Source organism: Nocardia sp. GTS18 (assembly GCF_013839555.1).
Taxonomy (GTDB): Bacteria; Actinomycetota; Actinomycetes; order Mycobacteriales; family Mycobacteriaceae; genus Nocardia; species Nocardia rosealba.
Genome location: NZ_JACBIU010000003.1, coordinates 165,743 through 192,309, shown reverse-complemented (window position 1 = coordinate 192,309; position 26,567 = coordinate 165,743). Strand labels below are relative to the sequence as shown.

General features: G+C 68.9%; 28 protein-coding genes. 13 read left to right on the top strand and 15 right to left on the bottom strand.

Annotated elements, in window-relative coordinates; genetic code table 11:
* Positions 1–20: 20 nt before the first annotated feature.
* Both HYG95_RS05630 and dapA read right to left on the bottom strand, forming a co-directional pair.
* The gene (locus HYG95_RS05630; protein WP_255495007.1) at positions 21–2,096 is read right to left on the bottom strand and encodes a ribonuclease J; all 2,076 of its coding nucleotides are present in this window, start codon (positions 2,094–2,096) and stop codon (positions 21–23) included.
* Positions 2,093–3,001 (bottom strand): 4-hydroxy-tetrahydrodipicolinate synthase, encoded by a 909-nt coding sequence (gene dapA, locus HYG95_RS05625; protein ID WP_067492706.1) that lies wholly within the window; start codon positions 2,999–3,001, stop codon positions 2,093–2,095. Before dapA ends, HYG95_RS05630 begins: the two co-directional genes overlap by 4 nt.
* 114 nt (positions 3,002–3,115) lie before the next feature.
* Between dapA and HYG95_RS05620 the strand changes: the two genes are divergently transcribed.
* A complete protein-coding gene (locus HYG95_RS05620) occupies positions 3,116–3,553 on the top strand; it encodes a hypothetical protein (protein ID WP_067492704.1) in 438 nt (145 codons plus the stop codon).
* A gap of 11 nt (positions 3,554–3,564) precedes the next feature.
* On the opposite strand, the gene HYG95_RS05615 is transcribed toward HYG95_RS05620, so the two are convergent.
* The 8 genes from HYG95_RS05615 to HYG95_RS05580 form a co-directional block, all read right to left on the bottom strand.
* On the bottom strand, positions 3,565–4,764 hold the full coding sequence (locus HYG95_RS05615; protein ID WP_181696927.1) for a winged helix-turn-helix domain-containing protein: 1,200 nt from the start codon (positions 4,762–4,764) through the stop codon (positions 3,565–3,567).
* A gap of 36 nt (positions 4,765–4,800) precedes the next feature.
* Positions 4,801–5,826, bottom strand: a complete 1,026-nt coding sequence (locus HYG95_RS05610; protein ID WP_181696926.1) for a hypothetical protein — start codon at positions 5,824–5,826, stop codon at positions 4,801–4,803.
* The gene (locus tag HYG95_RS05605) at positions 5,819–7,033 is read right to left on the bottom strand and encodes a sensor histidine kinase (protein ID WP_181696925.1); all 1,215 of its coding nucleotides are present in this window, start codon (positions 7,031–7,033) and stop codon (positions 5,819–5,821) included. The genes HYG95_RS05610 and HYG95_RS05605 overlap by 8 nt, the downstream gene beginning before the upstream one ends.
* Positions 7,030–7,722, bottom strand: a complete 693-nt coding sequence (locus HYG95_RS05600; RefSeq protein ID WP_067492691.1) for a response regulator transcription factor — start codon at positions 7,720–7,722, stop codon at positions 7,030–7,032. The genes HYG95_RS05605 and HYG95_RS05600 overlap by 4 nt, the downstream gene beginning before the upstream one ends.
* 87 nt (positions 7,723–7,809) lie before the next feature.
* Positions 7,810–8,262, bottom strand: a complete 453-nt coding sequence (locus HYG95_RS05595; RefSeq protein ID WP_181696924.1) for a flavodoxin family protein — start codon at positions 8,260–8,262, stop codon at positions 7,810–7,812.
* Between the two features lie 3 nt (positions 8,263–8,265).
* Complete coding sequence (locus HYG95_RS05590) at positions 8,266–8,766, bottom strand: hypothetical protein (protein ID WP_225280460.1); 501 nt, start codon at positions 8,764–8,766, stop codon at positions 8,266–8,268.
* Positions 8,763–9,509, bottom strand: coding sequence for a 4-hydroxy-tetrahydrodipicolinate reductase (gene dapB / locus HYG95_RS05585; protein ID WP_181696923.1), 747 nt, complete (start codon positions 9,507–9,509; stop codon positions 8,763–8,765). Before dapB ends, HYG95_RS05590 begins: the two co-directional genes overlap by 4 nt.
* A gap of 70 nt (positions 9,510–9,579) precedes the next feature.
* Positions 9,580–10,686 carry a zinc-binding dehydrogenase gene (locus HYG95_RS05580; protein ID WP_181696922.1) on the bottom strand — a complete coding sequence of 369 codons (1,107 nt, stop codon included), beginning with the start codon at positions 10,684–10,686 and terminating at the stop codon, positions 9,580–9,582.
* 135 nt (positions 10,687–10,821) lie between these two features.
* Between HYG95_RS05580 and HYG95_RS05575 the strand changes: the two genes are divergently transcribed.
* Positions 10,822–11,217 carry a VOC family protein gene (locus HYG95_RS05575; RefSeq protein WP_181697028.1) on the top strand — a complete coding sequence of 132 codons (396 nt, stop codon included), beginning with the start codon at positions 10,822–10,824 and terminating at the stop codon, positions 11,215–11,217.
* Between the two features lie 48 nt (positions 11,218–11,265).
* Here the strand turns inward: HYG95_RS05575 and HYG95_RS05570 are convergent, their stop codons facing one another.
* On the bottom strand, positions 11,266–12,465 hold the full coding sequence (locus HYG95_RS05570; RefSeq protein WP_181696921.1) for an MFS transporter: 1,200 nt from the start codon (positions 12,463–12,465) through the stop codon (positions 11,266–11,268).
* A 92-nt stretch (positions 12,466–12,557) separates the two neighbouring features.
* Here HYG95_RS05570 and HYG95_RS05565 point away from each other — a divergent pair, with 92 nt between their 5' ends.
* The gene (locus HYG95_RS05565) at positions 12,558–12,890 is read left to right on the top strand and encodes a helix-turn-helix transcriptional regulator (protein WP_067492681.1); all 333 of its coding nucleotides are present in this window, start codon (positions 12,558–12,560) and stop codon (positions 12,888–12,890) included.
* 183 nt (positions 12,891–13,073) lie between these two features.
* Here HYG95_RS05565 and HYG95_RS05560 read toward each other — a convergent pair whose 3' ends face one another.
* From HYG95_RS05560 to HYG95_RS05550, 3 genes are all read right to left on the bottom strand, one after another.
* Positions 13,074–14,579 carry a lipopolysaccharide assembly protein LapB gene (locus HYG95_RS05560; protein WP_181696920.1) on the bottom strand — a complete coding sequence of 502 codons (1,506 nt, stop codon included), beginning with the start codon at positions 14,577–14,579 and terminating at the stop codon, positions 13,074–13,076.
* Positions 14,580–14,701: 122 nt separating this feature from the next.
* Positions 14,702–15,550 carry a hypothetical protein gene (locus HYG95_RS05555; protein ID WP_220139082.1) on the bottom strand — a complete coding sequence of 283 codons (849 nt, stop codon included), beginning with the start codon at positions 15,548–15,550 and terminating at the stop codon, positions 14,702–14,704.
* A gap of 560 nt (positions 15,551–16,110) precedes the next feature.
* The gene (locus HYG95_RS05550) at positions 16,111–16,881 is read right to left on the bottom strand and encodes a response regulator transcription factor (RefSeq protein WP_356983950.1); all 771 of its coding nucleotides are present in this window, start codon (positions 16,879–16,881) and stop codon (positions 16,111–16,113) included.
* A gap of 103 nt (positions 16,882–16,984) precedes the next feature.
* Between HYG95_RS05550 and HYG95_RS05545 the strand changes: the two genes are divergently transcribed.
* The 4 genes from HYG95_RS05545 (at position 16,985) to HYG95_RS05530 (ending at position 20,484) form a co-directional block, all read left to right on the top strand.
* Entirely contained in the window at positions 16,985–17,893 is a 909-nt protein-coding gene (locus tag HYG95_RS05545; protein ID WP_181696918.1) for an ATP-binding cassette domain-containing protein, read from the top strand.
* Positions 17,890–18,696: a hypothetical protein gene (locus HYG95_RS05540; RefSeq protein ID WP_181696917.1), complete on the top strand. Its 807-nt coding sequence runs from the start codon at positions 17,890–17,892 to the stop codon at positions 18,694–18,696. The genes HYG95_RS05545 and HYG95_RS05540 overlap by 4 nt, the downstream gene beginning before the upstream one ends.
* 1 nt (position 18,697) lies before the next feature.
* On the top strand, positions 18,698–19,690 hold the full coding sequence (locus tag HYG95_RS05535; RefSeq protein ID WP_181696916.1) for an LLM class F420-dependent oxidoreductase: 993 nt from the start codon (positions 18,698–18,700) through the stop codon (positions 19,688–19,690).
* 170 nt (positions 19,691–19,860) lie between these two features.
* A complete protein-coding gene (locus HYG95_RS05530) occupies positions 19,861–20,484 on the top strand; it encodes a PadR family transcriptional regulator (RefSeq protein ID WP_181696915.1) in 624 nt (207 codons plus the stop codon).
* Here the strand turns inward: HYG95_RS05530 and fabD are convergent.
* Positions 20,403–21,377, bottom strand: coding sequence for an ACP S-malonyltransferase (fabD, locus tag HYG95_RS05525; protein ID WP_181696914.1), 975 nt, complete (start codon positions 21,375–21,377; stop codon positions 20,403–20,405). The genes HYG95_RS05530 and fabD overlap by 82 nt on opposite strands.
* 489 nt (positions 21,378–21,866) lie before the next feature.
* Between fabD and HYG95_RS05520 the strand changes: the two genes are divergently transcribed.
* From HYG95_RS05520 to HYG95_RS05495, 6 genes are read left to right on the top strand one after another with little or no spacing between them, the layout of a single operon-like run.
* Entirely contained in the window at positions 21,867–22,664 is a 798-nt protein-coding gene (locus tag HYG95_RS05520) for an SDR family NAD(P)-dependent oxidoreductase (RefSeq protein ID WP_370465694.1), read from the top strand.
* Between the two features lie 52 nt (positions 22,665–22,716).
* Entirely contained in the window at positions 22,717–23,115 is a 399-nt protein-coding gene (locus tag HYG95_RS05515; RefSeq protein WP_157104761.1) for an acyl carrier protein, read from the top strand.
* A 3-nt stretch (positions 23,116–23,118) separates the two neighbouring features.
* The gene (locus HYG95_RS05510; protein WP_181696913.1) at positions 23,119–23,565 is read left to right on the top strand and encodes a 3-hydroxylacyl-ACP dehydratase; all 447 of its coding nucleotides are present in this window, start codon (positions 23,119–23,121) and stop codon (positions 23,563–23,565) included.
* Complete coding sequence (locus HYG95_RS05505; protein ID WP_181696912.1) at positions 23,562–24,815, top strand: beta-ketoacyl synthase; 1,254 nt, start codon at positions 23,562–23,564, stop codon at positions 24,813–24,815. The genes HYG95_RS05510 and HYG95_RS05505 overlap by 4 nt, the downstream gene beginning before the upstream one ends.
* Positions 24,812–25,285, top strand: a complete 474-nt coding sequence (locus HYG95_RS05500; protein WP_181696911.1) for a 3-hydroxyacyl-ACP dehydratase FabZ family protein — start codon at positions 24,812–24,814, stop codon at positions 25,283–25,285. Before HYG95_RS05505 ends, HYG95_RS05500 begins: the two co-directional genes overlap by 4 nt.
* Positions 25,282–26,550, top strand: coding sequence for a beta-ketoacyl synthase (locus HYG95_RS05495; protein WP_181696910.1), 1,269 nt, complete (start codon positions 25,282–25,284; stop codon positions 26,548–26,550). The genes HYG95_RS05500 and HYG95_RS05495 overlap by 4 nt, the downstream gene beginning before the upstream one ends.
* Positions 26,551–26,567: the final 17 nt, after the last annotated feature.

Below are 26,567 nucleotides of genomic sequence, written 5' to 3'. Positions count from 1 at the left end.
CGGTTTTCGTATTTCGAGGGTCAGACGCCGATGACCGTCGGCACGATCATCGGGCGGCGCCGGTAGGTGTCGGCGACCCAGCGGCCGACCACCCGGCGCACGCCCTGGGCGATGCGGTGGGTGTCGGTGATGCCTTCGCCCGCCAGGCGAAGCAGCTCCGCCTCGACCAGTTCGTTCGCGCCGTCGAGCGCGGTGGGGTCGTCGGAGAAACCACGCCCGTTGATCTCGGGGGTGCTCACCGTTTTGCCGGTGGTGGCGTCGATGACGATGGCGATCGAGATGAAGCCACCCTCACCGAGGACCAGGCGGTCCGACAGCGTCGACTCGCCGACGTCACCCACGGAGAGCCCGTCGACGTAGACGTGCCCGACCGGGACCCGGCCGACGATGGAGGCGATGCCGTCGACCAGGTCGACCACGACGCCGTCCTCGGCGAGCACGACCCGCTCCTCCGGCACACCGGTCGCCACCGCGAGCGCGGCATTGGCGCGCAGGTGGCGCCATTCGCCGTGCACCGGCATGGCGTTGGTCGGGCGCACCGCGTTGTACAGGTACAGCAGCTCACCGGCCGAGGCATGCCCGGAGACGTGCACCTTGGCGCTCTGCTGGGTGATGACGGTGGCGCCGAGCCGGGCCAGGCCGTTGACCACGGCGAACACCGAGTTCTCATTGCCGGGGATCAGCGAGGACGCCAGCACGATCAGGTCGTCGGCGCGGATGTTGATCTGGCGGTGGTCGCCGCGGGCCATCCGGGCCAGCGCCGAGAGCGGTTCGCCCTGGGAACCGGTCGAGATCAGCACCAGGCGGTTGCCGGGCAGGTTCGCGGCCTGATCCATCTCGACCACGACATTGTCGGGCACCGACAGGTAGCCCAGGTCCTGGGCGATCTGCATGTTGCGCACCATCGAGCGGCCGACGAAACACACCTTGCGGTTGTGCTTCTGGGCCACGTCGACCACCTGCTGGATGCGGTGCACGTGGCTGGCGAACGACGCGACGATCACCCGGTTACGGGCCTTGCCGATGACATTGTCGAGCACTCCGCCGATCTCGCGTTCGGGGGTGACGAAGCCGGGGACCTCGGCGTTGGTCGAGTCGACCAGGAACAGGTCGACGCCCTCGTCGCCCAGGCGAGAGAAACCGGCCAGGTCGGTGAGGCGGCCGTCCAGCGGCAGCTGGTCGAGCTTGATGTCGCCGGTGTGCAGCACCACGCCCGCCGGGGTGCGGATGGCCACGGCCAGCGCGTCGGGGATGGAGTGGTTGACCGCGAAGTACTCGAGTTCGAACGGGCCGTGCACGGTGGTCTCGCCCTCGGCGACCTCGCGCAGCTTGGGCTGCAGGCGGTGCTCACGGGCCTTGGCCGCGACCAGGGCGAGGGTGAACTTGGCGCCGATCACCGGGATGTCGGGGCGCATGCGCAGCAGGAACGGCACCGCGCCGATGTGGTCCTCGTGACCGTGCGTGAGCACGATCGCCTCGATGTCGTCCATCCGGTCCTCGATGGGCCGGAAATCGGGCAGGATCAGGTCGACGCCCGGCTGCTGGTCCTCGGGGAACAGCACACCGCAGTCGACGATCAGCAGCTTGCCGTTGTATTCGAAAACGGTCATGTTGCGGCCGATTTCGCCGATGCCGCCGAGGGCGAACACGCGCAGCCCGTTCTTGGGCAGCTTGGGCGGAAGACCCAGCTTGTCCTGAGCGGCCTTCTCGCGCGGCTCGGCCTGCGCGTCACCGCGGCCGCGACCACCCTGGCGACCCCGGCCGCCGCCGCCACCGCGACGGTTCGGCTGCTGGGTAGCGGCCTGCTCGGCGGGCTTGGCCTTGGCGCGACGCGAGGTCGTCTTCTTCGCCGGGGCTCGATCCTGCGCGATCTCGAGCGCCTCGGGTACCGACTCGGCCTCGGCCGTCAGTTCCGCCTCGGCGGCGATCTCGGCGACCGGTTCGGCCGCGGCGGGTGCTGCCACGGGCTGTTCGGCCACGGGCGGCACAGCGACCGGCTCGGCCGCCTGTGCGATCTCGGCCGGGGTAGGTTCCGGCGCGCCCGCGGGACGCGACGCGGCCCGACGACGGGGCTTGCGACCAGTGGGTTCGGTCATGCGGTCACCCCCGCGGCTTGCAGATCCAGCGCCAGCTCGTCGAGCTGAGCCGGCGTCGGCATCAGCTGGGGCAACCGTGGTTCACCCACGTCGATCCCGAGCAATTGAAGTCCTCCCTTACACATCGCCACACCTCCCAGGCGGGTCATGGCCGCGTACAGCGGCAGCAGTGTCGCGTTGAGCTCCCTGGCCCGAGCCACCTCACCGGCCGTATAGGCCTGGTGGATCTCGCGCAGGCGTTCGGGCACCAGATGCCCGATCACACTGATGAATCCGACAGCACCCACCGAGAGCCAGGGCAGATTGAGCCCGTCGTCACCGGAGTAGAACGCCAGTCCGGTGCTCGAGATGAGATCGGCACCGGAGACGAGGTCGCCCTTGGCGTCCTTCACGGCGACGATGTTCGGATGCTCGGACAGATATCGGATCGTGTCGATGGCGATCGGCACCACCGACCGCGGTGGAATGTCGTAGAGCGTCACCGGCAGCGACGTGGCGTCGGCGACCGCGGTGAAGTGTGCGATCAGCCCCTCCTGCGTCGGCCGGGAGTAGTAGGGGGTCACCACGAGCAGACCGTGCGCGCCGGCGTTCTCGGCGGCGCGCGAGAGCTCGATGGAGTGCGCGGTGTCGTAGGTTCCGGCACCGGCCATGATGGTGGCGCGGTCGCCGACGGCATCGACGACGGCGCGCAGCAGATCGACCTTCTCCGACTCGGTGGTGGTCGGCGACTCGCCGGTGGTGCCCGAGACGACGAGCAGATCGACGCCGCGATCGACCAGGCGAGCGGCCAGCGCCACCCCGGCGTCCACGTCGAGCTTGCCCGCAGCGCTGAAGGGGGTCACCATCGCGACACCTACCGTGCCGGATGCGTGCAGCTCCGTGGGCGTCGATTCACCGTTCGTCATGGTCAGAAAGGCTACCCGGTCGGCTCGAGCGCCTCGACACCCTAGCGGCCGAAGTCGCGGCCGGTAGGGGTCGCCTTCCTTGCGTGATGTCATGAGTGACGTCATGCTGATGTCATGGATCTGAACGCTCACACCGCGCGGCTGCGCGAGGAACTGCTCGCCGCCGCGGCTCTCGGCGACGAGAAAACGCAGGCCACCGCCGCCGCACTGGCCGCAGCGGTGGAGAGCTCGCACCGGCTGGTGCTGCTGTCGGCACTGTCGGAACTGGCCGCCGAGATCAGTACCGAGCTCGGTGACCGCACCGTGCACGTGCGTCTCGACGGCACCGACGTCGTGGCCGACGTGCGCAAGAACACGTCCGGCGACGATGCCGAACCCCCGACCTTCGAGGAGATGACCGGCGACATCAGCCGCGTCACCCTGCGTCTGGTCGAACAGCTCAAGTCCCGCGCCGAGGAGGCGGCCCAGCAGAACGGGCAGTCACTGAACTCGTGGCTCTCGGGCGCGGTCACCGGCGCCTTGCGCGATCAGATGCGCGGGCAGAAATGGTGACGCGCACCCGGTCATAACAGCGGGGCCAGGTCGCCGCGCTCGCCGATCACCACCTCGTCGAGTTCGAGCCAGTCCGCCATCTCGCGTAGCGCGCCGCGCAGCGCGTGGGCGGTCTCGGCGGTGGCGTGGCCGGGTTCGGCGAACGCGGCGGGGGCGAGCAGCCGTCCGGTCGCGCGTTCGGCGCGCAGGTCGACCCGGCCGACGAGCTTGCCGTCGAGCAGGAACGGGAAGACGTAATACCCGTGCACCCGTTGGGGTTCGGGTGTGTAGATCTCGATGCGGTAGTGGAAGTCGAACACGCGCTGTGTGCGTGGCCGGAAGAAGATGAGCGGGTCGAACGGGCAAAGCAGGGCCGCACCCGTGATCCGGCGCGGGATACTCGCCTCCGGGTGCAGGTAGGCCGGTGCGTCCCAGCCGTCGACATCGACCGGGACGAGTTCGCCCGCGTCGACGAGTTCGGCGATGGCAGGCGCGCTCTGGCGGCGGTGCAGCCGGTAGTAGTCGCGCAGGTCGGGTTCGGTGGCGATACCGAGCGCCCGGCTCGCGCGGCGCACCAGTTCCCGCACCGCGTCGGCTTCGGCGATCGTACGTTCACGGATGTCGGCGGGGACGACGCGCTCGGTGAGGTCGTAGTGGCGGGTGAAGCCGACCCGGCGCGCGGTGGACAACTCGCCCGCGGCGAACAGCTGCTCGCAGATCAGTTTGGTGTCGCTGAGATTCCACCAGGTGCCCTTGGGGCGCGGCTTGTCGAGTTCGAGATGCCGTTCGATCTCGCGGGCGCTGGCCGCACCGACCTCGGTGACCACGTCGAGGATGTCCTTGCCGAGCGTCGGGTTGCGTTCGGCCGCCTTGCGCATGCCCGCCCACCGGCCGTGCTCGTATTCGGCCATGCGCCACCGCATCAGCGGCCAGTCGGCGACCGGGATGAGCGCGGCCTCGTGTGCCCAGTACTCGACGAGACCGCGCCTGGCGCGTGGGCTGTCGCTCCAGGCGGCGCCGTCGAGCAGGGTGCGGTCGTAGGGGCCGATCCGGCTGAACACCGGCGCGTAGTGGGCGCGTACCACGGCCGAGACCGAATCCAGTTGCAGCAGGCGGGTTCTGGCCACCACATCGAGAATCGCCCGCCGTTTGGGGTTGGCCGGGCGGCGTTTGCCGAAACCCTGGGCGGCCAGCGCGATCCGCCGGGCCGCCGCCGCATTCATCCGCTGCATGCCACCACCCTGGCACAGGGGTACGACAGATTCGGGTCAGGTGGAAACCCGCACGTCACCGGCAGTATCGATCTCCGTGCGCCGGTCGCCGTCGGGACCGGTGGCCAGCACCGTCGCCACCCAGCGTCTGCCGATGGGCAGCACCCGCACGGTGACGGTGCCCGCCCGGGCCGCGTCGAGTGCCTCGACGGCGGCCTCGATCACGTTGCGCCGCACCCATTCCGGGACACCACGGAAACCGCCGTCGTCGAGCAGTGTCACCTCCACACCGCGCGCCCGCGCGCCCCGGGCGGCGGTGCTCAGGCGTTCGGTGACCAGTTCGGGGGCGCGTAATCCGTCACGCAGTTCGGCTTCGAGCAGCCTGCACTGTTCGCGTTCGTCGTCGGTGAGTTCACGGCCCTCGGCGATGCGGGTCAGGATCGGGCCCGCCACCTGGTCGAGCCGGACCAGCTGACGGTCCCGCTCGGCCGTCGCCGCGTGCAGGGCCGCCTCGGTGGCGGCACGCAGGTTCGCCTGCGATCCCAGCTCGCGCAGCGAGCGCTGGGTGGGCCGCACGATGGCCATGAACACCGTCACCGCGCCGACGGTCGCGATCGGGGTCAGCGCGCGCACCACGGTTTCCGCGTGCCACTCGGTGAACACCCCGAGCGTCATGAGCACCGACGCGGCCGCCGCCACGCCGAGCCAGGCCGCACCGACCCGCCCGCGCAGGACCAGCATGGCCAGCAGATACGAAGTGGGATAGGCCGTCCACAACTGGTTGGAGAAGCCCGAGGGGTTCTGCACCCACGGCACGGTCAGCGCCATCGCCATCGGTCCGGCGGCCGCGACGAACACCGTCGGCGGCCAGGGCAGCGGATCCATCGGGAACACCAGCACCACCAGCGCGGCCGCCGCCATCAGCAGCAGTGCGGCCGTGGCGGGCAGTGGTGGGGCGATGCCGAAGTTCACCCGCAGGTGCATCACGATGGTCGCTTCGAAGATGACGACGAACAGCCAGGCGGTTCCGTCGCTGAGGCCGAACAGGTCGCGCATCCCGAACGGCAGGTCGCGCTCAGCCATCGCTGGCCCACACCAGGGTGACCACGGTGCCCGCGCCGGGCGAGGACTCGACGAACGCCGCGCCGCCCGCGAGGGTGCGCATGCGGCCGAGGATGCTGCCGGTGATGCCCATCCGGTCGGCGGGGACGCGGGCCGGGTCGAAGCCGACGCCGTCGTCGGTGAGCACCACCCGGATGCCGCCGGTCGCGATGGTCACCGACAAGCCACGCCGAACGGTGCGACCGGTTGCGCCCGCATGGCGCAAGCTGTTGCGCACCGCCTCCATGAGTGCCGCGCCGAGCACCCGCGCCGATTCCACCGGCAGCCGCAGGTCGGCACCGCGTGAGGAAACCTGAACGGGCAGTTCGGGATCCACTTCACGCACCGCGTCGCGCAGGAACTCGACCGTGGCGGCGGCGTCGAAGTGGTCGATCTCGGGGGCGTTGCGTGACTGTTCGAGCTGTTCGAGGGTGCGCGCGGCCTGGCGGCGCAGCACCGGGGTCGACCCGGCACTGCGTGAGGCCTCGAGCAGGGTCGACAGCACCGCGTCGTGGATGAGCGCGGCGAAGCGGGCGCCTTCGCGTTCGCGGGCGGTGGTCGCCGCGACCGTCGCGGCGCGTACCCGCTGCCGGATGGCCTCCCGGTCGACTCGTTCGGCGGCGGCCCGCGCGTACACCACGCACCACAGGAACAGCGCGGCCACACCGAGCGCCCGGGTGATGTCACCGACCAGCGTCCACATCGAACTACCGGGGATCACCAGCACATTCGATATCGCGGCCACCGTCGCCAGCAGCGCGACGAAGACCGCAGCCACCCGCCGTGGCCATGCCAGACCGGCCGCCAGCGCACCGACAGCCAGTCCCCGGTAGGGCCAGGAGGCGAACGAGCCGATGTAGGTCACCGAGTACAGCAGCGGTGTCACCGCCGCAGCCGCGAGATAAACCACCGCGGCGGCGCCGGCCGCACGCCGGATCGCGCGCACCGGGCCGCGCGCCGACACGATCGCCAGTACCGCGAACAGCACATAGGCCGACACGAGGTGGATCTCGGGCCAGCGGGCGAGGTAGACCGGTTGCACCAGCACCGCGGGCAATTCGAGCATCATCACGATCAGCGCACCGATCCCGATGACCACTCCGAGCCTGCGCAGGATCTGATCGGTCGCCGCATGCGACAGGTCGATCTCGGCGACGGGTGCGGGCGCGGCGGCGACCGCGGTGCTCACGTGCGCTGCTGCCTCTCCGGCACGGGCAGCCACCCGTCCTCGACGGCCCGTTTGTACAGGTCGGTCTTGGTGGGTGCGGGCCTGCCCGCGTCGGCGTATTTCTGCCGGATGCGGCCGAGGTAGTCGTTGACGGTCTGTTCCGACAGCCCCGTGAGGCGGGCCACGCGCGAGGCCTTCTCGCCCGAGGCGTAGAGCATGAGCACTTCCTCCTGGCGTGGGCTCAGACCCACGTCGGACAGCTGCGGGTCGCCGTCGATGGCGGCGGCCCAGTCGGTGGTGACCACCTGTTCGCCGGAGGCGGCGCGGCGGACGGCATCGACCACGGTGGCCGCGCCCTCGGATTTGCGCAGCACGCCGAGCACGCCCGCCTTGGCGGCCGAGCGGACGAGGAAGGCGTTGTCGGCGCCGGTGAACACCAGCACCTCGATGCCGCGCTCGCGCAGCGCGGTGACGTTGTCCTCGGGGCTCGACCCGTCGGGCAGGCGCAGGTCGAGCACCACCAGATCCAGGTCGTCGGCGTCGGCGAGCAAGCCCGCGACGGTCTCGGCGGTGGCGACCAGTTCCAGGTCGGGTTCGGGGCCGAGCATGGCGGCCAACCCGATCGCCACCGATTCGTGGTCCTCGACCAACCCGATCCGTCGCACCGTCTGCACCTCGGTCACCGACCACTCCCCATCTCGAACACCCATCCGCGGCCAGCCCGCAACACGTCGGAGTCGAGTTCTACCGTATCGGCAGCCGCGATGTCAGCCACCAGAATTCGGGGCGATGCGCATTTACCCCATCAGACCTGCGGCGATGGTGGCACCGAGCTCCCAGCAGCGTTCCAGTTCGGCCTTGCCGGGAGGCCCCGACACCACCACCGGCGCGGCCGCGCGCGTCCACCCGAGCCCGGTGGTGATCCGCTCGACGCTCGTCTCGGCGCCCTCCGTGCCCTCGTTGCCGTGCAGGTACAGCCCGTAGGGACGACCGCGGGTGGAGTCCAGGCACGGGTAGTAGATGGTGTCGAAGGCGTGCTTGAGGGCGCCGCTCATGTAGCCGAGGTTGGCCGGGGTGCCGAGCAGGTAGCCGTCGGCCTCCAGCACGTCGACGGCGGTGACGGCCAGCGCGGCTCGGCGCACCACTTCGACGCCCTCGATCTCCGGGTCGGTGGCACCGGCCAGGACCGCTTCGAACATCGCCTGGGCGTGCGGCGAGGGGGTGTGGTGGACGATGAGCAACCGGGCCATGAGCTACTTTCCGTCGCGTTCCAGTTTCTCGAGGGCCACCGCGCGGCGCATGGTCTCGCGGGCGCGGGTGCGGTCACCGGCGTAGTCGTAGGCGCGGGCCAGCCGGTAGGAGCTGCGCCAGTTGTCCGGGTCGGCTTCCCATTCGGCCTTGATCTCGGCGAACAGGGCGTCGGCCGCGTCGCGTTCGATGCGGCCGGACGGGCGACGCGGCAGCTGCGAGGTGTCGACCTCGCGGCCCTCGTCGTGGACGCGCCGGGCCAGGCGCTGATGATCGAGGGCGGCCTGCAAGGTGGTCCACACGATCCACACGCCGACGATCGGCAGCAAGAGCATGCCGATGCCGATGGCGATGCCCGCCGGCTTGCCGTCGGCGATGTAGGCGATGGCAAGGCCACCGAGGCGGATGAAGTAGAACACCAGCGCCAGCACCAGGAAGGCAACGAGCGCAACGGTTTTCACGACCTGACGGTTCGGCTCGGCCTGGGTCACCGGATCGGCGCTCACAAGTCGAGGAACGGATCGAGCCCGACGGTCAGGCCCGGCCGTCCGGCGATCTCACGAACCCCGAGCAGCACGCCGGGGGCGAACGAGCTGCGGTCGATGGAGTCGTGGCGGATGGTCAGCGTCTCGCCCTGGGTGCCGAAGAGCACCTCCTGGTGGGCGACGAGCCCGGCCAGGCGCACCGAGTGCACGCGCACCCCGTCGACGTCGGCGCCGCGCGCACCCTCGAGTTCGGCGGTCGTCGCGTCGGGACTGCGCCCGACCCCCGCCTCGTCGCGGGCGGCGGCGATGAGCGCGGCGGTGCGGTAGGCGGTGCCCGAGGGCGCGTCGGCCTTGTTCGGGTGGTGCAGTTCGATGACCTCGACCGACTCGAAGAACCGCGCCGCCTGCTCGGCGAACCGCATCGACAGCACCGCGCCGATCGCGAAGTTCGGCGCGATCAGCACCCCGACCTCGGGACGCTGCGCCAACCACCCGCGCACCTCGGTGAGCCGTGCCTCGTCGAAACCGGTGGTGCCGACCACGGCGTGGATGCCGTTCTCGATCAGGAACTTCAGGTTGCCCATCACCACGTCGGGGTGGGTGAAGTCGACGACGACCTGGGTGCCGGTCTCGGTGAACGCCTCGAGAGCGTCATCCTTGTCGACCTGGGCCACCAGCTCCAGATCGGCCGCCGCCTCCGCCGCCGCGCAGATGGCCTGCCCGACCTTGCCGCGTGCTCCGAGCACTCCGACCCGAATGGTCACCGCATCTCCTCGTCATCGTTTCCGCTTGTCCGCAAGCCTATCGAGCAGGCACCGGCCGGGGACGCCGAGGTCAGCCGAAGACGATCACCTGCCGCAGCGCGGCGCCCGCGGCGAGTTCGTCCATGGCCTCGTTCACCGCGTCGAGTCCGATGCGCGCCGACACGAGTCGTTCCAGCGGCAGTTTCCCGGCGCGCCACATCCGCACGTATTCGGGGATGTCGCGGGCGGGCACGGCCGAGCCGAGGTAGCTGCCGATGATGGTTCGTCCCTGGGCGACCAGCGCGAGCGGGGAGATCGTTGCGGTGGCCTCGGGTGCGGGCAGGCCGACCGTCACGGTGACACCACCGGGAGCCGTTGCGGCGACGGCGGTTTCGAAGGCACGGACGTTACCCGCGGCCTCGATCACCACGTCGGCGTTCACCGCTCGCTCGGCGATCTCGGCGGGGGTGAAGGCGGCGGTGGCCCCGAATTCCCGTGCCAGCGCCAGCTTGTCGGGCACCGTGTCCACGGCGATCACCTCACCGAGCCCGAGCGACACCGCCACCAGCACCGCCGCCATCCCCACGCCGCCGAGACCGACCACCATGATCCGGTCTCCCGCACCGGGTTTCGCGGCGTTGAGCAGCGCGCCACCGCCGGTGAGTACCGCGCAGCCCAGGACTGCGGCGACCTCCGGTGGTACGTCGTCGTCGACCGGGACCACCGACCGCCGATCCACCACGGCGTACGTGGCGAACCCGGAAACCCCCAGGTGATGGTGCACATCCTCGCCGTCGCGACGCAGCCGCCGCCCACCGCCGAGCAGCTCGCCCGCGTTGTTGGCGACACTGCCGGGCCCGCAGGGTGTGCGGCCGTTGCTGGCACAGCCCGCGCAGTCGCCGCAGCGCGGCAGGAACGTCATCACCACGCGCTGCCCGACCGTCACATCGTCGACACCGGCGCCGACCGCTTCGACGATGCCCGCCGCCTCGTGACCGAGCAGCATCGGCACCGGGCGCACCCGGTTGCCGTCGACCACCGACAGATCCGAATGGCACAATCCGGCCGCCTCGATCCGCACCAGCAACTCGCCGTCACCCGGCTCGGCCAGCTCCAGTTCGCACACGGTGATCGGCCGCGACTGCGCGAACGGTGCCGGATCGGCGACGCGTTCGAGAACGGCTCCACGAATCCTCATGGCGCGAACCTACCGCGCCATCGGCGTTGCCGGGCCCGGGATTCGGCGTTAATCTCGTTTCCGGTGACGGTGCTCCTGTCGGCCGCCTTGTACCGAGCCCAGGGTCGGCGCCGTCACGAACCAAGGAGAAATCCCCTGTCAGTACAGTTCAATCACACCATTGTCGGATGTCGGGACAATAGGGAAACCGCCGAATTCTGGGCGGACATCCTCGGGTTGGACATAGGAAAAGGGTGGGGTCCGTTCATTCCCATCCCGCTCGACAACGGCGTCACGTTCGATTTCGCGAAGGTGCCGCCGTTCGTTTCCGAGATCCAGCCGCAGCACTACGCGTTCCTGGTCTCCGAAGCCGAGTTCGACGCGGCCTATGCCAAGATCCAGCGCTACAAGCTGGACCATTGGGCCGATCCGCAGCAGCACGGCGTCAACGAGATCAATCACAACGACGGGGGCCGAGGCGTGTACTTCCTCGACCCCAACGGCCATTTCCTGGAACTGATCACCGTGCCCTACGGCGGTTGGCCCACATAATTGCCCGACCCCGTCCGGCCGTTTCACCCGGCCGGACGGGGTTCGTCCTCAGCCTTTCGCCCGGCTGCCGCGCAGCCCGAGCAGGGCGGCCAGCACACAGGCCACGGCGACGATCGCGATGAACCACGGGAATACCGTCGCGATTCCCCAGGTGGTCGCCGCCCAACCTGCCGCGAGCGTCGGCAAAGCCATTGCCGAATAGGCGAGCAGGTAATAGGCCGACATCGTTTCTCCGCGCCGATGCGGCGGCACTACTTCCGACAGATGACGCAGCGAACCACCGAAGCCGAGCCCGAACGTCGCGCCGAGCACGAGCCCCGCGATCAGCACGGCGGCCGGTTGTTTCGTGGCCAGCGCCGGAATGGTGGCCAGCAGCGCGGCGGCCATACCGAGGTCACCCATGATCGCCGCCCTGCGCGCCGGAATGCGGGTGGCGAACAGTTGGACGATCGCCGCGGCCAAGGCGGTCGAGGCGACGACGACCCCACCGAAGACGAGGTTGTGCACGCCGGTCTCGGCGGCGGCCAGCGACGGATACAGCGACAGCAGCACACCGAGCACCGACCACGCGGCCATCACACCGATCGCGGAGAACCAAAAATCGGCACTGATCTCTTGCGGCACAGCGGGTTTCGCGATCGTGATACGTCCCTTGACCCGGGCCGTGTGCGGTTCGCGCAGGGCGAGGATCCCCGCGGCGGCGGCAAGACAGACCACCGCGATCACCACGTACGGCGTGCGCAGCGGCGACGGCGCGTACTGGGCGAGCACGGCGGTCCCGAGCACCGCGATCGCGATGCCCACATTGAACGCCACCCCGCTGAGCTGGCCGGACCGCGCGCCCCGTTCGGGTCGCAGATCCAGCAGCGCGGCGGCACCCGCCACCACGGTCGCCCCGACCGCCGCGCCGTGCAGGGCCCGCGCCAGCAGCAGCATCGGTACCGAGTCGGCGAGCAGGAAGGCGATCAGCCCGAGGATCATGGTGGCGAACGCGCCGACGATCACCGGCTTGCGCCCGACCACGTCGGACACGCGACCCGACACCAGCACCGCGCCGAGCGCGGCCACCGCGTACACGGCGAAGACCATCGTCGTGGTGAACGGCGACAGGTGCCATTCGGTTTCGTAGATTCCGTACAGCGGGGCGGGCGCCCCGGAGACACCGAGTGCCACGCCGGTGGCGGCGAGTACCAGCCCGTAGGCCCACCGTTGACCGGTTTCGGTCGGCACCATCGTTGTCGCTGCCATCGCAGCCCCCATCAGGTGAGTTTGATAACCATCGAACGACCCTGACCCTACGCCGGGTATGATGACTATCAAACCCGGGAGTGAGGTAGATCATGACGCAGGCTAAAGATCTCCCCGCGGCGCCCACCCTGCCCGTGGCGGAGCTGCCCGCCGTACTCGGCGCGCTGCACGATCCCGTGCGCCTGGAAATGGTGCGCCGCCTGAGCAACGCGGGCGGCCCGCTGCGCTGCTCGGCGCTCTACGACGCGATCAACAAGTCCACCGCGACCCACCATTTCAAGATCCTGCGCGAAGCGGGTCTCATCGAGCGCCTCACCCTCGACGGGCAGACCTATCAGCGCCTGCGCACCGAAGATGTCGAATCGGCGGTCCCTGGATTGCTCCCCGCGGTCGTCGCCGCCGCCAACAGCGCTGCCGACGACTGACGAGCAGCGGTCCTGCCCTGGTGCCTACGGTCACCGGGCGCCGGAGCCGACACCTGCTGCCGCGACCGCGCGGCCCTGCGGACCGGTTGCCGCTGTCACCACCCCTCGCGGCCTACGGTCGCCAGGCACCGGAACCGACAGTTGCTCGCGCGACCATGTGGCCCTGCGGACCGATTGCCGCTGTCACCGAGTCGGGGTCACGGCCGGTATCCCCGTGACAGTCGGGGGTACGACGAGAGTCGGAACTCGCAGGGTCGGGATCGTCGGGAACTCGCGCGGTGAGATCGTCGGTGGTGCGGGCACATTCATGAACTCACGGCCGCGCATTTCCCCGTCGACGATCTCGCCGCCACCCCACCACACGGCCGCACCCGCGCCGGCCAGCAGGGCGCACACGATCGCCGCGATCACGGGCAGCCTGCGGTATCCCGCTCCATCGCGCCAGATTCCGATTCCGGCTTCCAGAACGAGGGTGAACAACACCGCACCGACCACGGCGAGGAACGCACCGAATACGGCGGGCTGGCGCGCGAATCCGCGTGTGAGACCGGCGAGGACGACCAGCGGCACCACGCAGATGCCGAGCACCATGATCTGCACGGCCGCGAAGTCGAAGCCGTCTTCGGGATCGGGGTCGTCGCGGCTCGGCCGCAACCACGCCGTGTACAGCAGCAGATGCGCGAGCGCGGCCCCGAGCGCACCGAGCACGAGCAGCCAGCTCCCGATCCGGATGAACGCCACGTACTCCGACCGCATCGCCACCGCGCCGAGTACGACACCGAACGCCGCACCGACCACCACGAGCAGTGCGAACACCACGCGCGGTCGCAACACGCGAGTCCGCAGATACCCGGTAGGCAGTTGTTTGCGCAGCTTGTGGAACACGCCGAACCAGGCGAGCGGAATCGCCGCCAGCAACACCGGCGACACGATTCGGAGCAGCATCGTGGGCGCCCACATCGCCACGGCCGCATAGCAACCCGCGAAGAACCACACCCACGCGGCGAGCCGCATCAGCGCTCGCCAGTGCACCTCGGCGAGCAGCCGTTTCGCCTTGCTGTCCGTCGGCGCCTGCGCGAGGACACCGCGCAGCGTCGCCACCGCCGACTGCCTGCCACCGTCGACGCCGCCGAACTCGAGCTGCGCCTGCATGCGGAGCAGGTCTGTGTGGGTCGGGTCGAGCAGTAGTCCCGCGCCGACATGGCGCCGGATCCCGTCGAAGTCGCCGAGGCGCTCGTAGATCTCGGCGGCGGAGCAGTGCACGCCGGCGTCGTCGGGCGCGAGTTCGACGGCCTTGCCGACGATCGCAACGGCCCGGTCGCTGTCGGCGCCCGGCGCGAAGGCGATCATCCACGCCGCCAGCAACAGCGACGCATGTTCGTGGGGCAGCAACCGCAGGACCGTCTCGCTGTGCTCGCGCGCCCGCCCCCACTCCCCCAGCATCGCCGCGCACATGGCGGCCAGCATCTGCGCTTCGGGCAGTTCCGGGTCGGCACCGATGGCGCGCCCCGCCCACCGCAACGCCTCTTGCGGATCGTCGAGCGCGAAGGCCGTGTTCCCTAGCGCGACAAGCAATTCCGGGTCGTCCGGTGCCTGCGCCAGCACGGCCCCCAGAATTCCCCGAGCCTCCTCGGCCCGCCCGATCTCCAAAGCCACCCGCGCCCGCTCGAGCGCTGCCTGTACCGGCACGATTTCCCCTCCCCCTGGATTCCTCGGGCGCACACTACCGTTGCTACGGCAGTCAGGACGACCGGCCTGCCACTGCTCGCGGCAGTCGAGATCGGGCCAGGGCGCCGAGCCCACCCGAGTGATCAGCGCTCAGGTGTCACGATCGGCACCTGGCCAACTGTAGGTAGCCGGAAGTAGGACGGCGCATACAGTGGCGGCCTCGGTATCGCGCGTGGAGTCGTGATCTGTGGTGGGGCGGGCGGGACGGTCGGTAGCCGGACGAGAGTCGGCGTGGGTGACACCGGAACCGTGCTCGGTGAAACCTGCGATGGCGCAGGGGCATTCACGACATCGCGGCTCCGCAACACGCCGACGTCGATTTCGCGACCACCCGAGAACAGCGCCGCCGTCGCCACGGCGGCCACCGATACCAAGACCAGCGCGAACTCCAGATCTTTTCGCAGGGTGGACCGGCGCAGCCGGAGCACACGAATCCAGTCGATCAAGAGCGCACGAATCCATTCGATCAGGAACGTGAGCAAGACGATGCCGAGCACCGCCGACAAGGCCCCCGATACCGCGGGCTGAGGTGTCCAGCCACGCAGCGTACCGAACACCCCGGTCCACGCACGGACGAGGACGACGATGAAGATCACGGTCAGCATCCACAGCAGCCACGGTCTACCCCAGATCCCCACCAGCGCAGCACATCCCGCGAAAACCCAGACCCATGCCGCCAAGCGCATCATGGCCCGCCAGCAGATCTCGGCGAGCATCAGCCGCGCCGAGGCATAGGCCGGTGTCTGTGCCAGCAGGCTCCGCAGCGTGGCAACGGCCGCCGTTCTGCTGCCGCTCAGGGTGAATTCCGATCGAGCTTGCAGGTAGAGCAGTTCCGGCTGTGTCGGGTCGATCTCGAGGCCCGCCCCGCGATGTCGTCGTGCCGCGTCGCGGTCGCGCAGGCGCGCGTAGATCACGGCAGCCGACCGATGCACCTCGACGTCCTCCGGCGACAGTGCGATGGCTTCCGACAGTGCCGCGCGCCCCGGCCTCGTCCCGGGGAGCCCCGAATGCACGCAACCAGGCGAGCAGCAGCCATGAGAACGCTTCGTCGGGAAAAAGCCGCACGACGATGTCGCCGTGCGCGAAGGCGGTGTCCCAGTCACCGCGTGCCGCCGACGCTTTGGCGATCATCTCGTGTGCGCCCGCCGATTCGGGTTCGCCGACGGCCGCCTGCCTCGCGTAGTCGAGGGCCTTGTCGAATTCCAGGCTGTCGTAGGCGATTCCGGCCAACTCGACCAGCACGTCCGGGTCGTCGTGCGCCTGCGCCAGGGCAGTCCCCAGCACCCGGCGCGCCTCCTCGACGCGTCCGATCCGCCTGGCGGCACGCGCACGTTCGAGCGCCCCCTCCACCGTCACAACCATTCCCTCCCCCGCCGACGTCGTACCGTTGACGATGCTGCGTACGGCGCCGGCAACCATTCGGCGACCGGCGTCCACCGCGCATCACGCTACGGTGCGACTACGACAAGTTCGCTCCTGATCGCCGCCGGTGTTACAGCGGGCTCACCAGCCGAGTCTCGTAGGCGTAGATCGCCGCCTGGGTCCGGTCGCGCAATTGCAGTTTGTCCAGGATCCGGCCGACATGGGTTTTCACCGTCTGCTCGGAAATCACCATCTCCCCGGCGATCTCGGCATTCGACAACCCGCGCGCGATGAGTACCAGCACCTCGGTCTCCCGCGCGGTGAGCCCCGCCGCCTTCTCCGCCGACCGCACCGACTGCCCCTGCCGGGCGAACTCGGACAGCAGGCGCCGGGTGACCGAAGGGGCGAGCAGCGCCTCACCGGTGGCGACCACGCGCACCGCTTCACCGAGCGAACGGGCCGAGGATTCCTTCAGCAGAAAGCCCGAGGCACCGGCACGCAACGCGGAATACACGTAGGCGTCGAGGTCGAAGGTGGTCAGCACGATCACCTTGGCCGGGCCGGCGGCGGTGATACGGCGGGTGGCCTCGATCCCGTCGCACACCGGCATCCGCACATCCATGAGCACCACATCGGGGGCCAGCCGCTCGGTCTCGCGCACCGCCTGCTCGCCGTCGGCCACCTGACCGACGACGTCGATGTCGGGCTGGGAGTCCAGCAGCACGCTCAAGCCCTCGCGCACCAGCTCCTGATCGTCGGCGATGAGCACCCGGATGTTCGCCGGTGCCCCACTTCGAGCTTGATACTGGTTGTCCGACAACGGAATTCGCCCCTCTGTGCGGACGGCGCGCGCTGCGCCGAACCGATCCGAACCACCCTGCGACATCAGCGTAATCGCCACCGCGCGAACGCACCGGGCGGGCCGCATCCCTCTCGAGGACTACCCGCGCAGTTGGCTCCCGGGATGGATGTGGCGAAAATGCCTGCTCAATACGCTCGAAAGCATGATCCAAGCACGTAACTTGACCAAGTTCTACGGCAGGACTCGCGCCATCGACAACCTGAGCTTCACCGTCGAACCAGGTCGGGTCACGGGGTTTCTCGGCCCCAACGGTTCGGGCAAGTCGACCGCGATGCGCTGCATACTCGGACTCGACACCCCAACCTCCGGTACGGCGACGGTACTCGGCCAGGACTACCGCCACCTGCGATTCCCACTGCACACCGTCGGCGCCCTGCTCGATGCGAGCGATGTGCTCGGATCGCGCACCGCCGCCTATCATCTGGCCTTCCTCGCGGCGAGCAACGGCATCCCACGCACGCGGGTCGACGAGGTGCTCGAGCGGGTCGGGCTCGCCGACGTGGCCGGGATGCGGGTGAAAGGCTTCTCGCTCGGCATGCGCCAGCGCCTCGGCGTGGCCGCCGCCCTGCTCGGCGATCCCGCCGTGCTGATCCTCGACGAACCCGTCAACGGTTTGGACACCGAGGGCATCCGCTGGATCCGCCAGACCCTGCGGGCCATGGCCGACGAGGGCCGCACGGTGCTGCTGTCGAGCCACATGATGAGCGAGACCGAACTGGTCGCCGATCACCTGTTGGTGATCAGCCGGGGCAAGATCGTCGCCGACGAGCCGACCGCCGACTTCGTCGCCAATGCCGAACCACGGGTGCGGGTGCGCGGGGACGAGCTGACCCGGCTGGCCGCCGTGCTCGGCGACCGCATCGAGATCCGGGGCGACACCGGCACCGTGCGCGGGGTGACCGCACGCGAGATCTGGCGCCTCGCGGCCACCCACGACATCGTCCTCGACGAGCTGACGCCGGTCACCGCGACGGTCGAAGAGGTCTTCACCCGGCTGGTCTCCGGTCGGCACACCTTCCAGGACACCGAAACACTGCAGGAGTCGGCATGAGTACCACGATCGTCACCAGCACCAACGCCACCCCGAACCGCTCGGCGCCACCCCGGGAGGTGATGCGATACCAGGTGATCTCGGAGTTGATCAAGATCCGGTCGTCGCGGGCGCTGTTCCTGCTGCCCATCCTGGCGCTGCTGATCGGCCCGGTGTCGGCGGCACTGGTCGGCCTGTCCGACAGCCTGGAGACCACCGACACCGTGATCGGCGGCGCCTTCACCGCCATGACCCTGCCCATCGCGCTCATCGGCGCCTGGGGTGCACTGGTCACCTCCACCGAGTACACCTCGGGGACCATCCGCTCGGTCCTGGCGGCGACACCGCAACGCGATGTCGTGTTCGGGGCGAAGATGCTCACCGCCGCCGCGGTGAGCACGACCCTGGGCATCGCGGCCACCACGCTCACCTATCTGGTCGGCATCTTCGCCATCGACAGCTCGAAATACGCCGCGGGTGACGCGTTTCCGGGCTTGCTCGGCATCGTCTGTGTGTTCCCGGCGGTGGCCCTGTTCGGGGCGGCGCTCGGCATCCTGATGCGCAGCTCCGCCGGGGCGGTCGCCGCGGCGGCCGCGCACGTGGTGCTACCCGAGGCGGCGTCGGCGACGGCGTTCGGCGAGTTGCACAAGCTGGCGACCCTGCAGGCACCCAGTGCCGTGGTCGGCAAGCTCTCCCAAAGTGCCGATGCCTCAGCCGAACTCATCGGCGCGCTCGGCGGCTGGCCCCGGCTGGCGATCGTGGTAACCGTGACACTCGGGGTGTCGGCCCTCGCCCGCCGCGCCCTGCTCCGAAGGGATGTCTGACATGTCCGTACCCACCGGCCGGGGCATCGTCCGCCTCGGTTTCCAGATGCCCGACTTCAATTTCGGCGCACCGGTCGACGAACTGTTCCCCGCTATCGTCGCGCAGGCGCAGGCGGCGGAGAAGGCCGGATTCGACACCCTGTTCCTGACCGACCACTTCTATCAGCGCTTCGGCCCGCCGAACGGCCCGACGCTCGAGGCCTACACCACGCTCGGCGCGATCGCCGCCGTCACCGAGACGATCCGGCTGTCCACCATGGTCACCGGCAACACCTACCGCAATCCGGCGCTGCTCGCCAAGATCGTCACCACCCTCGATGTGATCAGCCGGGGCCGGGCGATGCTCGGTATCGGCGCGGGCTGGTTCGAGCTCGAACACCTCGCCTACGGTTACGAATTCGGCACCTTCACCGACCGGTTCACCAAGCTGGACGAGGCACTGCGGATCATCGCACCGATGTTCCGCGGACAACGCCCGAGCTTCGAGGGCACCTGGTATCGCGTCGCGAACGTCATCAACGAACCACGCATGCGCGACGACGTGCCGATCATGCTCGGCGGTGCGGGCGAGAAGAAGACCTTCGCCCTGGCGGCACGGCACGCCGACCATCTCAGCATCGGCTGCGAGACCGACGAGCTGCCGCGCAAGATGGCCGCCCTCGACCAGCGCTGCGCGGAGGCCGGGCGCGACCGGTCGACGCTGGATGTCAGCTACCTCGCCTTCGTCGTGATGGACGAGAACGCCGACCGCGCCGAACAACTCATCGACGACATGTTCGCCGCGCGCGTGGGTGAACGGGCGAAGGTCGAGCGGGTGCGGGCTTCGATGGCGGGCAAGTTGTTCGTCGGAACGCCGAAGCAGGTCGCCGAGCAGATCTCCGAACGCGTGCTGGTCCACGGCGTCGACGGCCTCATCATCAACATGGTTGCCAACGGCCACCATCCCGGTGTTCTCGAGATGGCAGGCGAGGCACTGAAACCGCTGGTCGCCTGAGCCTTCGTCCGCCGTGTGACGCTGTCGTCGCACGGCGGACGACTGCGGGCAGCCTTTGACAGCGCATAGTCCGAAACGTATAGTGCGGATCGCGATATCCGGCTCCAATAATGAAACATTCCTGTTTCTCACCCAGGATGTTGTCACCCGATACCAGAGGAGTGAGCTGCTTGGCCGACCGGAAGCTCAGCCCGACGTCCTATCTGGTCCTCAGCTTGGTCGCCCGCACCGGACCCTGCACTCCCTTCGACATCAAGAAGCAGGTCGATCGCTCGATCGGATTCTTCTGGTCGTTCCCCCATTCCCAGATCTACGCAGAACCGGAACGCCTCGTCGAAGAGGGGCTGCTGTCCGGCTATCAGGAGACCACCGGTCGCCGCCGCCGGATCTACTCCATCACCGACGCGGGCCGGGCCGAACTCGAGGACTGGCTCACCACCGGGCAGGACAGGCGCACGCACGAACTGCGCGACAGCGGACTGCTCAAGCTGTATTTCGGCAGCCTCTCCTCCCCCGACGACGTGGTCGAGGTCGCCGCCGGGGAGAAGCAGGCGCATCAGAAACGGCTCGATCGCTATCTCGCCGCCCATGATTCGCTCTCCGGCGATCCGGCCAGCGACACCCACGAGCTGCTCGTGCTCGAGTTCGGCATCCGCTACGAAGCGCTGTCGGTCGAGTTCTGGGGTGAGATCGAACAGCGCCGGGCAGCGGTTCAGCCCACCGCCTCCGCCGGGAACACCCCGCCCACTTCCTCGGCCACCGCGCGGATGCGCCGTCGGTCGCCCGCGGAATAGCTCGCCACCTCGGGGTACGCCCGTTTACACAACCCGGTGAGCACCCGACCAGGGCCCACTTCGACGAACGTCTCGACACCGAATTCCCGGACGGTGCACAGGCTCTGGCTCCAGCGCACCGATCCGGCGAGCTGTGCCCGTAGCCCCGCACGCGCCTGCTCCCCCGTACGCACCTGCGCTGCCGTGACATTCGCGACGAGCGGGATCACCGGATCGGCGAAGCGGACCCCGGCGAGATCGGCCGCGAACTCCGCCTCGACCGGGGCCATCATCGAGCTGTGGAAGGGCGCGCCGACCGCGAGCCGCTTCACCTTGGCCCCCTCGACGCCGAGTCGAGTTGCCCTGGTGGTGAATTCGATCACACCGGCCTCGCTACCCGACACCACGGTCTGGTCCTCGGCGTTGTAGTTCGCAACCTCGACGACCGCCCCGGTCTGGTCGCGCACCTCGGCGCAGAGCCGCTCGACCGTGTCACTCGACAGCCCTAGAGCGGCGGCCATCGCACCGGGATTCGATTCGTTGACCCGCGCCATGAGTTCGCCGCGGCGCCGGACCAAGCGCAGCGCGTCGGTCCACTCGAGCACGCCCGCCGCGACCAGGGCGGTGTACTCGCCGAGGCTGTGGCCGGCGACGACCACGGGCGCGGGAACGAGTTCGGCCAGTACACGGTAGGCGGCCAGGCTGGCGACGAAGATCGCGGGCTGGGTGATGTCGGTGCGGGCGAGGCGGTCCTCCGGTCCGTGCCAGCACAGCTGGGACAGCTCGAAGCCGAGCACCTCGTCGGCGGTGCGGAACAGCGGCGCGACCAGGTCGGGGTAGGCCTGCGCCAGGTCGTGACCCATGCCGACACGTTGTGAGCCCTGGCCGGGAAACAGGAAAGCGGTGGATGTCATGCGATTCTTCCCCTGAATATAGAACGGGTATCAACCTGGACAGGCGTCAAAAACATCTGCAGGTACGGATACAGGAAATTCCGCTCGGACGACGAGCGTCGTCGCTCGATTCTGCTCGCAGGCGGACGGGAGTTCAAGACTTGCCTGTTTGGTATACCGCGAAGCATATCTCGGCCGAATCTCCGACCGGTCGGTTTTCGCCATCGACTCACGTCATGATGAATTCAGCGTTAACGCCGTATCTATTCCGTCTTTCCCGCGCGAAGATCAGCCTCTCGCAGCCCCCTGAAATTACTAGCTAGCGCACTGCAACAGCACGTGCTAAGCGCCCCTCCAGCCAGCAATAGCGAACAGCTATTATGGCGCAAATCACATCTATGCCGGTTGCACCTGGGGTTTAACTGCCGGATCATCGGTTTCGGAAAGTGTGGATGAGATCGTCCGAACCGGACCATCGCACACTTTTCATGCTGACCCCTGGGGAGGTACATGATGTCAGCAATTCACACCGGCCGGGTCGCACTGGTGACCGGCGGATCAGGCGGAATAGGACGCGCGGTTTGCCGTCGTCTCGCCGCAGAAGGCGCCATTGTCGCCGTGAATTACTTTCGCGGAGAGCAGGCAGCCAAGGAAGTGGTCACCGAAATCGAGAACAACGGCGGAAAAGCCGTTGCCCTTCAGGGAGACATCTCCTCCTACAGTGCTGCCGAGTCGATTGTCGAGCAGGTTCTGGAATTCGCCGGAAAGCTCGACATCCTCGTCAACAATTCGGGTATCACGCGCAACGAATTGATCATGAAAATGTCGGAGAGCGATTGGCTCGAGGTCATGCGGGTCAACTTCGGCGGCGTGTTCAACGGCACGCGGGCAGCCTGCGGCGCGCTCGCCCAGAGCGACGGCGCGGCCATCGTCAACATCTCCTCGGTGATGGGCGAACGCGCCTGGTTCGGTGCCTCCAGTTACGCGGCGTCCAAGGCGGCGATCAACTCCTTCACCCGGGCATCGGCGCTCGAGTTCGCCCGCTTCGGCATCCGGGTGAACGCGGTGCTGCCGGGCTTCGTGGAGACCGAGATGATCGCCGACGTTCTCAGTGGTGACGGTGGCGACTCCGTCATCGGGCAGGTGCCCATTTCGGGTGCGACCACCGTCGACGAGGTGGCGGACCTGGTCTCCTACCTCGCCGCGCCCGGTAACCGGCATCTGTCCGGCGCGCTCGTCCCGGTCGACGGCATGGTCGCCGGGACGCTACTGACCGGCAAACCGCTCAAGAAGACCGCGCGGCGCTAGCCGGCACCCCGCTCCACCCCGATCCGACCACTTCCAGATGGAGGAAACCAGCATGTCCGAAATCAGCGTTATCGATACCGTCCGCGAAATCGTCGCCGAGGCAGTCGCTTTGGACATCGACGAGGTCGAAGCCGATGCCACCCTGTTCGGTGAGGTCGGCGCCGAGTCGATCGATCTGCTCGACATTCTTTTCCGAATCGAACGCCGCCTGGGCGTCAAGATCACGACCACCCAGCTGAGCGAGCGAATCCAGGGCGGCATCCCGGACGAGCAATTCGGCACCGACGACGGAATGGTCTCCGACCTCGGCCTCGAGCAGTTGCACAAGGTGATGCCCCAGATCGACCCGGCCGAACTCAGCGGCAAGCTCGGCGCCGAGGACGTGATGGGTCTGTTCACCGTGCGCAATCTCGCGGACATGGTGTCCAAACACACCGTCGCGGCGAGTTGACCCGTGCGGTTCCATCTCGTCGACCGCATCGACACCATCGATCCATGGGCGCGGGTCGAGGCGGTCAAGCGGACGAGTTCGAGTGAGAGTTACTGGTCTACAACGGCTTTCGGATCGTCGATGCCGCTGTCGATCCAGCTGGAGGTACTCGCCCAGAGTCTGGCGTGGCTGATCTATCTCAGCACCGACCGGCGGCAGCGGGCGGTGCTGCTGTCGGTCGGCGCCATGACCACCCGGTCCGCCATCGTGCCCGGCGACGACGTCGTCGCCTCGGTCGAAATCCTGTCGAGGGGCGACACCATCGTGGCCGCAGGCGGGCTGCTGGTCGGCGAGAGCGTCGTCTTCGAGGTCGACGACCTCATGTGCGGCCTGGTCGACGCCGACATGCTCGAGGACGCGGCGTCGGTGCGGATGCGCGAAGAACTACTGCGAAGCGGGGCCCGATCATGAACAACGAGGTCGTCATCACCGGTATCGGGGCCGTCACCCCGGTGGGAAACACCGCACCGGACACGTGGTCGGCGCTGGCCGCCGGGCGCAGCGGGGTGGGCCGGATCGAGACGTTCGATCCGAGCACGTTCGAAGTCCAGATCGCCGGGATGGTGCGTGGATTCAGCCCCGCGCCCGAGCTCTTGACCACCCAGCGCTGGGACCTGCTCAGTCGATCCGGCGGTTTCGGCGTCGTCGCCGCGGCACAGGCGCTGGCCCAGGCGGGCAATATGGGCTCGCACGACGAGGCCGCCCGAGGCGTTTTCGTCGGCGGCCACGTCGGCAGGCCCGAGCCGCAGGAGTTCGCCGAGATCGGCCTCACCCGCCGCACCAGCGACGGCACGGTGATCCACCGCCGCAGTACCGACAGCACGTGGCGCTGCGATCAGGGTGTCGACCTGATGGCCATCGCCGAGGTGAGCCGGTGCCGTGGACCGATCAGCGGGATCAGCACCGCCTGCACGTCGGCGACCCATGCCGTCGGTGAGGCGATGCGCCGGATCCAGGCGGGCGAGATCACCATGGCCGTCGCCGGCGGCCAGGACTCGCTCACCACCTGGCTCGACGTCGCCGGATTCTCGCTGCTCGGCGCGCTCACCACCCGCTACAACGACAATCCGACCAAGGCCTCGAAACCGTTCGACGCCGAACGCGACGGTTTCGTGCTCGGCGAGGGGTCGGTGCTGCTCGTGCTGGAGGAGCGGCGCATCGCCGAGGCACGCGGGGCCCGGATTCTGGCGCGGCTCACCGGTTACGCCTCGACGATGAACGCGTACCGGATCACCGATTCCCCGCCCGACGGTGGCGGGTCGATCACCGCGATGGCCGATGCGCTGGCCGACGCGGGGGTGGCGGGCACCGAGGTCGATTGTGTCTACGCGCACGGGACGAGCACACCGGGCAACGACGTCTCCGAAACCGCGGCCATCAAGCAGGTTTTCGGTGCGCACGCCTACGAATTGCTCGTCACCTCGCCGAAGTCCATGACCGGGCACCTCACCGCCGGGGCGGGTGCGCTCAATGTGCTCGCGGCGCTCGGTGGGATCACCGAGGGGCTGGTCTCGCCGACCGTCAACTACACGCACCCCGACCCGAAGCTCGATCTGGATTATGTCCCGAACCAGGCCAGAAAGGCCGATGTCTCGGTGGCGCTGGTCAATTCGTTCGCCTTCGGTGGCACGAACGCCTCACTCGTGGTGCAGGCGCCATGAGTACCCCCGCGGTGACCGTGCCGAGCACGGATGTCGGCGCCGGGTCGCCGGTGCCGCCCGACGCCCTGGCCGTGGCCGGCGGCCTGCGCCTGGACCGCGTCGTCGAGTTGCGACCCGGTGCGGGGGCCAGTGCCCTCGCGAACGTGCCGAACACCCTGCCCGTGTTCGACACCCATTTCCAGCGGTTCCCGGTGCTGCCCGGTGTGCTCATGCTGCACGGCATGGCGAACCTGGCCGACCTGTTGCTCGCCCGGGACGGTGGCCGGTGGCGGCTCACCGGCGCGCGGCGGGTGCAGTTCCGCCACTATGTGCGCCCCGGCGACCAGTTACACGTGGCGGTCGACATCCGCGAACTCGACGCCACGGTGGCGCGCCTCACCGGGCGCATCACCCGGGCCGGCGCGGTGGTCGTCCTCGCGCGCGAGCTCACCATGACCCGTGACGCGGGTCCAGAGAGGGAAGTCTCATGAATCGCGTTGTCATCAGCGGCATCGGTGTGGTGTCGCCCCTGGGTACCGGATTCACCCAGACCTGGAAGGAACTGGTGGCCGGGCGCAGCGCGGTGCGCCCGATCACCGCCTACGACCCCTCCTCGCTGCGCACCCGGTTCGGCGCCGAGATCACCGACTTCGACGCGAAACCCTTTGTCCGCAACCGCAAGTCGCTGCGGCTGATGACGCGGGCCAACCAGCTGGCGCATGCCGCGGTCCGGCTGGCCACCGAGGAGGCGCGGATCGACCCGGCCACCTCGGGCAACGACTCGGTCGGTGTCTTCCTCGCCAGCGAGAACCAGATCTCCGACCCGCTGCACATCCTCGACGCGACGGTGCAGGCCTGCGGGCCCGACGGGCGGATCGACCCGGCCCGGCTGGGTCACGAGGCGGCGCGGATGTACCCGCTGTTCTTCGTGGAAGGACTCCCCTCTGCCGAACTGTTCTTCCTCTCCGAGGAATTCGGCTTCGCCGGACCGAGCGCATTCCTCTCCGGTGCGGGCGATGCGGGCATCAGTGCGATCGGCAACGCCTACCGGGCCATCGCGCGCGGCGAGACGACGGTCGCGGTCGCGGGTGGTTTCGACGACGGCGTCTCCTGGTGGTGCATGTCCAAGCTCGACCGGCTCGACCTGCTCACCGACCGCAACGAGACGGGTGCGGTGCGCCCGTACGACCGCGACGCCACCGGCACCGTCCTCGGCGAAGGCGCGTGCATGCTCGTGCTGGAGGACTACGACACCGCCGTGGCCCGCGGGATCGAACCGTACGCGGAGATCGTCGGTTTCGGTGGTGGCTCGGATCCGGTGACACCCGGCGAGATCTGGGGCGACGGCACCGGTCTGCGTAATGCCCTGGCATCGGCGATGCGGGAGGCGGGTGTCGCGGGCACCGATATCGGCTACGTGGCCGCCGACGGCGCGGCGGTGATCCGGGCCGATCTCGCCGAGACACGGGCATTGCGGGCCGCGCTCGGCGTGGGCGCCGACACCGTCGCGGCGAGCAGCGTGCAGCCTGCTCTCGGCCAATTGCTCTCCGCCGCAGGGCCGTTGAATGTCGCGCTGGCGGCGATGGCACTGCGCGAGAACACCGTGGCGCCGACCTTGAATCTGTCCGCTGCGGCGCCGCAGTGCGACCTGGACTGGGTGCCCGCTGTGGCACGCGAACTGCGCGCGGACTACAGCCTCGCGCTGGGCCGGGGACTGTCGGGCCAGGCCGCCGCGCTGGCGCTGCGGCGCCTGTAGAGCCCGCTGGAACCACG

Excerpts from the sequence above, each read along its gene's own strand:
- HYG95_RS05515 (WP_157104761.1), top strand. The coding sequence starts at position 22,717 with ATGTCCGAAATCAGCGTTATCGATACCGTCCGCGAAATCGTCGCCGAG.
- HYG95_RS05565 (WP_067492681.1), top strand. The coding sequence starts at position 12,558 with ATGACGCAGGCTAAAGATCTCCCCGCGGCGCCCACCCTGCCCGTGGCG.
- fabD (WP_181696914.1), bottom strand. The coding sequence starts at position 21,377 with ATGACATCCACCGCTTTCCTGTTTCCCGGCCAGGGCTCACAACGTGTC.
- HYG95_RS05620 (WP_067492704.1), top strand. The coding sequence starts at position 3,116 with ATGGATCTGAACGCTCACACCGCGCGGCTGCGCGAGGAACTGCTCGCC.
- HYG95_RS05570 (WP_181696921.1), bottom strand. The coding sequence starts at position 12,465 with ATGGCAGCGACAACGATGGTGCCGACCGAAACCGGTCAACGGTGGGCC.
- HYG95_RS05505 (WP_181696912.1), top strand. The coding sequence starts at position 23,562 with ATGAACAACGAGGTCGTCATCACCGGTATCGGGGCCGTCACCCCGGTG.
- HYG95_RS05520 (WP_370465694.1), top strand. The coding sequence starts at position 21,867 with ATGATGTCAGCAATTCACACCGGCCGGGTCGCACTGGTGACCGGCGGA.
- HYG95_RS05495 (WP_181696910.1), top strand. The coding sequence starts at position 25,282 with ATGAATCGCGTTGTCATCAGCGGCATCGGTGTGGTGTCGCCCCTGGGT.
- HYG95_RS05545 (WP_181696918.1), top strand. The coding sequence starts at position 16,985 with ATGATCCAAGCACGTAACTTGACCAAGTTCTACGGCAGGACTCGCGCC.
- HYG95_RS05600 (WP_067492691.1), bottom strand. The coding sequence starts at position 7,722 with ATGGGTGTTCGAGATGGGGAGTGGTCGGTGACCGAGGTGCAGACGGTG.
- HYG95_RS05595 (WP_181696924.1), bottom strand. The coding sequence starts at position 8,262 with ATGGCCCGGTTGCTCATCGTCCACCACACCCCCTCGCCGCACGCCCAG.
- dapA (WP_067492706.1), bottom strand. The coding sequence starts at position 3,001 with ATGACGAACGGTGAATCGACGCCCACGGAGCTGCACGCATCCGGCACG.
- HYG95_RS05580 (WP_181696922.1), bottom strand. The coding sequence starts at position 10,686 with ATGAGGATTCGTGGAGCCGTTCTCGAACGCGTCGCCGATCCGGCACCG.
- HYG95_RS05500 (WP_181696911.1), top strand. The coding sequence starts at position 24,812 with ATGAGTACCCCCGCGGTGACCGTGCCGAGCACGGATGTCGGCGCCGGG.
- HYG95_RS05535 (WP_181696916.1), top strand. The coding sequence starts at position 18,698 with ATGTCCGTACCCACCGGCCGGGGCATCGTCCGCCTCGGTTTCCAGATG.
- HYG95_RS05540 (WP_181696917.1), top strand. The coding sequence starts at position 17,890 with ATGAGTACCACGATCGTCACCAGCACCAACGCCACCCCGAACCGCTCG.
- HYG95_RS05610 (WP_181696926.1), bottom strand. The coding sequence starts at position 5,826 with ATGGCTGAGCGCGACCTGCCGTTCGGGATGCGCGACCTGTTCGGCCTC.
- HYG95_RS05615 (WP_181696927.1), bottom strand. The coding sequence starts at position 4,764 with ATGCAGCGGATGAATGCGGCGGCGGCCCGGCGGATCGCGCTGGCCGCC.
- HYG95_RS05630 (WP_255495007.1), bottom strand. The coding sequence starts at position 2,096 with ATGACCGAACCCACTGGTCGCAAGCCCCGTCGTCGGGCCGCGTCGCGT.